This is a genomic window from Sulfurovum sp. bin170 (assembly GCF_010892395.1).
Taxonomy (GTDB): domain Bacteria; phylum Campylobacterota; class Campylobacteria; order Campylobacterales; family Sulfurovaceae; genus UBA1140.
Window position 1 is genome coordinate 1 of record NZ_JAACKB010000308.1, and the last position, 5,057, is coordinate 5,057.

General features: G+C 36.8%; 8 protein-coding genes. 7 read left to right on the forward strand and 1 reads right to left on the reverse strand.

All coding sequences use genetic code 11. The features are described from left to right. The 7 genes from GSY74_RS07335 to GSY74_RS07365 form a co-directional block, all read left to right on the forward strand. Positions 1-753 (forward strand): cbb3-type cytochrome c oxidase subunit I (locus GSY74_RS07335; protein ID WP_188108705.1); only part of this gene is annotated, 753 nt, incomplete at its 5' end. 17 nt (positions 754-770) lie between these two features. Beyond that, positions 771-1,436 carry a cytochrome-c oxidase, cbb3-type subunit II gene (gene ccoO, locus GSY74_RS07340; protein WP_164664452.1) on the forward strand — a complete coding sequence of 222 codons (666 nt, stop codon included), beginning with the start codon at positions 771-773 and terminating at the stop codon, positions 1,434-1,436. A gap of 10 nt (positions 1,437-1,446) precedes the next feature. After that, entirely contained in the window at positions 1,447-1,644 is a 198-nt protein-coding gene (locus GSY74_RS07345; RefSeq protein ID WP_164664453.1) for a CcoQ/FixQ family Cbb3-type cytochrome c oxidase assembly chaperone, read from the forward strand. 21 nt (positions 1,645-1,665) lie between these two features. After that, entirely contained in the window at positions 1,666-2,559 is an 894-nt protein-coding gene (locus tag GSY74_RS07350) for a c-type cytochrome (RefSeq protein WP_164664454.1), read from the forward strand. Between the two features lies 1 nt (position 2,560). Next, on the forward strand, positions 2,561-2,806 hold the full coding sequence (locus GSY74_RS07355; protein WP_164664455.1) for a DUF4006 family protein: 246 nt from the start codon (positions 2,561-2,563) through the stop codon (positions 2,804-2,806). Positions 2,807-2,898: 92 nt separating this feature from the next. After that, a complete protein-coding gene (locus GSY74_RS07360) occupies positions 2,899-3,567 on the forward strand; it encodes a hypothetical protein (RefSeq protein ID WP_164664456.1) in 669 nt (222 codons plus the stop codon). Continuing rightward, positions 3,568-4,149: a hypothetical protein gene (locus tag GSY74_RS07365; protein ID WP_164664457.1), complete on the forward strand. Its 582-nt coding sequence runs from the start codon at positions 3,568-3,570 to the stop codon at positions 4,147-4,149. Positions 4,150-4,360: 211 nt separating this feature from the next. Here GSY74_RS07365 and GSY74_RS07370 read toward each other — a convergent pair. Then, positions 4,361-5,057: hypothetical protein (locus GSY74_RS07370; protein ID WP_223157503.1), on the reverse strand; the 697-nt coding region annotated here is incomplete at its 5' end.

Below are 5,057 nucleotides of genomic sequence, written 5' to 3' on the forward strand. Positions count from 1 at the left end.
CCAAAAGAGTCTGGACAAAATATATTCTCATATAAGTTGTCAGTTCTTTCGTTTTGGGGTTTAATGTTTGTTTACCTTTGGGCTGGCGGTCACCACTTGATCTACTCAACTGTTCCAGATTGGATGCAGACTATGGGTTCTGTGATGTCAGTGGTTCTTATTTTACCATCATGGGGTTCGGCGATTAACATGCTTCTTACAATGAAGGGTGAGTGGCAACAGCTTCAAGACTCTCCAATTATTAAGCTTATGATTATGGCTTCTACATTCTATATGTTAAGTACAATTGAAGGTCCTATTCAAGCGATTAAATCAGTAAATGCTATTGCTCACTTTACAGATTGGATTCCTGGACATGTTCACGATGGTGTTCTTGGTTGGGTTGGATTCATGATTATGGCTTCACTTTTCCATATGGCTCCAAGAATATATAAAAGAGAAATCTACTCTAAATCATTGATTGAGACACAATTCTGGATTCAGACAGTTGGTATTGTTCTATACTTTACATCTATGTGGATTGCAGGTATTACTCAAGGTATGATGTGGAGAGCGTATGATGAATATGGTTCACTTCTATACTCATTTATTGATACAGTAACTGTACTTCAACCGTACTATACACTAAGAGCTGTTGGTGGACTATTCTACCTCGTTGGATTCTTTATATTTGCTTATAACATGTACAAGACTGCAACAGCAGGTAGAGTGCTTGACAAAGAGCCAACAACCGCATCGCCGATGGCGAACTAAGAGAAAGGAGATAAATTATGTTTCATTGGTTAGAACAGAGACCGTTTTTCTTTGCGGTCGTATTATTTTTGACAGTAGCATTTGCAGGAGTTATCGAAGCACTTCCTGATTTTGCGAAGGCTTCTCAACCAGTAGTTGGTACAAAGCCTTATACAACACTACAGTTAGCTGGACGACAAGTATATATCAAGGAGAATTGTCTCTCTTGTCACTCACAGCTTATTCGACCATTTAAGTCTGAAACAGACAGATATGGTATGTATTCACTAAGTGGTGAGTATGCATATGATAGACCATTCCTCTGGGGTTCAAAAAGAACTGGTCCAGACTTGATGAGAATTGGTAACTATAGAACAACAGATTGGCACGAGAACCACATGATGGATCCATCATCAGTTGTACCTGGTACAGTTATGCCATCATATGCTCATCAGTTTACCAATACAGCAGACCTTGCAACAGCTTATGCTAATGCAAATACACAAAAAGAGGTATTTGGTGTTCCATACGATCAAGATGGTATGCCAAAATTAGGAACTTGGGCAGAAGCGGAAGCTGCAGCACTTGAAGAAGCAAAAACAGTTGTGGCTGACATGAAAAACCAACAGGTTAAAGATGCAGTTGCTGGTGGTAGTGTTCCAGAGATAGTAGCGATGATCGCTTACTTAAATTCTTTAAAATAAGAGGTATAAGATGGATCAAGAGACATTAATGACCATTACAGGTTATGGTAAATTTTTTATTATTCTTTTTGTGTTTATAATTTTTTATAGCTATGCCTACTCTATCTATAAGAGACAGAGAACAGGAGAGAGAGATTATGAGAAATATTCTAAGTTGGTACATGATGATTCAATTGATTCAACTCCTCTTGAAAAAAGAGATAAATAAAGATGAATAAGGAGGATAAATATGAATTCTATGTTTAAAGGTGGTATTATTCTAATCATCGCTCTAATGGCTGCAACCTACTTCATGGCAGGTGACGCTTTTAGCTTGGGTGAAGATTATATTAATGACCTTACAATGTTAGGTGCATTTGCAATTATTGCTATTACAGTATTTGTTGCATTAAAATATATAAATCAGATTAAAAATGATACAGCAAGTGGTGAACTTGTAGAAGATAATTGGGATGGAATTGGTGAGTATACCAATGATATTCCTGTAGGTTGGGGAGTAATCTTCATCGGTACAATTGTATGGATGTTTTGGTACATGTTCGTAGGTTACCCAACAAACCAATTTTCACAAGTTGGTCAGTACAATGAAGAGGTAAACGAATACAATGTTAAGTTTCAATCTCAATGGGATAATCCAACAGCTGATACATTAAAAGCAATGGGTGAGTCAGTATTTGGTGTTCAGTGTGCTCCGTGTCACGGTGTTGATGCTGAGGGTATTGCTGGTAAAGCTCAAGATTTGACTCAGAGAATTAGCAAAGAGCAAGTTCTTACTGTTATTCAAAATGGTCAAGAGGGACTTGGTTATGCTATGGGTGCTATGCCTGCTGGTATGGCGAGTGGTGCTGATGCTGAGGCTATTGCAACTTGGGTTGTTGGTGGTATGAAAGGTGAAAAACCTGCGTCATTTGTTGCGTGTGCTTCATGTCACGGAGAAGATGGTAAAGGTATGAATGGAATGTCTCCAAACCTTGCAGAGTATGATGTCGTACTTATGGCTAAAGTAATTGAGAATGGTAAAAAATCATCAATTGGTGAGATGCCAAGCTTTAAAGGTCGTATAAATGAGACTCAAACTAAAGCATTGAGTGCATTCCTTAACTCAATTAAAGCAGGAGAGTAATATGGCAGGAAATACACAAATCGATCCAAAAACAGAAGGAGGACTTTTTAGTCTTCTTCATGGGATTACTGGTATGCTTGTCGCAACGGTATTACTATTGAGTATTTTAGGTGTTTTAACCTATCTTGCAATAGTTACACAACAAGAAAATGCGACTAATTTTTATACAATCAATCAAGATTTGGATGGACTGAAGATGAATAGTCCTGAAAATCACAAGATGTGGATTAATGAGAAGGATAAATAATGGATAGAGTTATAGGAATTTTACTGGCTATTTCAGCAGTGGTGACAATAATGCTTTCATTTTTTGACTCAACTAGAGTATTTGTTGGTTAGATGAGAACAATACTTAAAAAAATAGGGGTGCTTTTTGCACTCCTACTTACCCTTACAGCCTCTTCTGTAGCTGACATCAACAAAAGTGTTCCTCAACTGAAACTTATTGATAGTAAATTTATCTTAGAAGGTAACAAAAATATTGACCCACGAGCTATTGAAAAGATAGATAGAATGGGAAGTGAACTTTTTGTAAAAACAGGCGTTAGTGTCTATATTTATGCGACTGACCGTTATGCTAATAAGATGCATAGTGATATGAAAAGCAAAATGGAATTTATAAAAAGTTTTGAAACCAATATTACCAAAACATTAAAAGAGCCTTTTGTTCTTCTAAGTGTATCGGTTGAAGATACTCATATCAATATAAGGTACAGTGATGAACTGGCATCAGCGATTGATAGAGACAATATACTTGATAACAATATTATCCCTGTACTTGCTTCCAAAGATAAAAACTCTGTCTATGCCAAGATGTCAGCAGCTATTCTCAATGGATATGCAGCGATTACTGATTCAGTGGCAGATAGTAAAGGTTTAGAATTGGAGTCAAGCATCGGTAGTGGAGGAACAATTTTCTCCTCTATTTGGAGAGTGTTTATGTACTTTATTATTCTCTCAGGATTGTCAGTTTATATTTATGCCTATTTTAGGTCAAGGAGAAGATAGATGGAAAATCCAAAAAAAGGAATACAGAAATATCACCTTTGGTTGCTCTTTTTCTTTACTATTTTCATGGGGACATTCTCCATGATAGTTTGGACGGTAAAGAGTGCTGTAGAGACACCTGTTTATGAAGATAGAAGTTTTATGACCTCTTATCATGATGTGGATGATAACTTTAACAAGATGATGTTAGAGAATCATAATTTTAATACCAGATACAGTACCAAAGTTACAATCAATGGCAGAACAGTTGGGATGGAAGTCTCAGATATTCTCTATGGGCAACGCTCTTTGGAGAAAAAGAGTACGAACCAAGAGATGTTGCTGTTTGGGGATAACAGAATATCTGTTACGATTACGGATAAAAATAGTAATAGTGCTGTGAGCGATGCAAATATCTCTTTTCAGATTACTAGAGCTATTGAAGATATGCATGATATTAACTTAAATAGTTTTAAATTTGAAGCTGATAGTTACAGTTCACTAGCAAAAATTGATATTAGAGGGAACTGGAATATTATTGGTAGAGTTCAAGTAGGTGAAGATAGGGGATATCTTTATATCAAAACAAGTACCAAAAAATAACTTTTCTTTTGGAAACGGAGGCAGAGTCTCAATGCCAATAAATTAGCGAGGCTGAAGCCATCGGTTCCTTATATGCAATCTGCATTTTTGGAATCGGTGTGTTTACACCAATGCCAATGAATTAAGCTTTTTTATACAATTTTTATTTTTTTGGAAACGGAGAGTTTACTCCCGAACAGCGGAGGCAGAGCCTTCCGATTCCTAATAAAATTTAATACTTAAACGGTGTCTCAACAATCGCTTGATACCAACCAATCAACCCCATCCCTTCACCAAATGTTAGTTTTGAAGAACCTGCATGAGCCATACCCTCTTTAGTGAGTACAGTATCTTTGGCAATCTCTATCGCTTTAAGTGGTTCGGCAACAACCATAGAGTAGCAAGTGATTCCCGCTTTGGTCAAATCAATCTCATCAATACCCTTCAAAATTCTATTTGCCATGCTCTCTCCTGTGAGCATCCCCACCGCAGCCGAGGCTTGTGCAGAGGGGTCAAACTTATGATACCCCATAATATCACCCGCTATATAAACAGAGCTATCTGAAACCGAGTAGGTTCTCTTGGGTGCACAGAGCATCCCTCCCCATCTGTCTCTTTTGACATCAAAAAGCTCTGCGGTTTTGTTTCCTCGATGATAAGGGATAAGATTGGCTATTGCATATTTAACAGTTGATGCTTTTCCCTCATCATCAAAGTTGTCAGCATAATCAAAATATATCTCTTTTTTATCAAAATCAATATCTTGGATATTAGAAGTAGCAAATGTATCTTCTATCTTAGAGAAGTTCTCTTTTTTCATAAAGTTATTCATATCAAATCCTGCTTTTTTGATTCGATTCTCCATCTCATCTCCACTCATACCGTTAAATAGTATGGCGTCTTTATGGTATTTGATAAATATCTCTATA

Excerpts from the sequence above, each read along its gene's own strand:
- ccoO (WP_164664452.1), top strand. The coding sequence starts at position 771 with ATGTTTCATTGGTTAGAACAGAGACCGTTTTTCTTTGCGGTCGTATTA.
- GSY74_RS07345 (WP_164664453.1), top strand. The coding sequence starts at position 1,447 with ATGGATCAAGAGACATTAATGACCATTACAGGTTATGGTAAATTTTTT.
- GSY74_RS07350 (WP_164664454.1), top strand. The coding sequence starts at position 1,666 with ATGAATTCTATGTTTAAAGGTGGTATTATTCTAATCATCGCTCTAATG.
- GSY74_RS07355 (WP_164664455.1), top strand. The coding sequence starts at position 2,561 with ATGGCAGGAAATACACAAATCGATCCAAAAACAGAAGGAGGACTTTTT.
- GSY74_RS07360 (WP_164664456.1), top strand. The coding sequence starts at position 2,899 with ATGAGAACAATACTTAAAAAAATAGGGGTGCTTTTTGCACTCCTACTT.
- GSY74_RS07365 (WP_164664457.1), top strand. The coding sequence starts at position 3,568 with ATGGAAAATCCAAAAAAAGGAATACAGAAATATCACCTTTGGTTGCTC.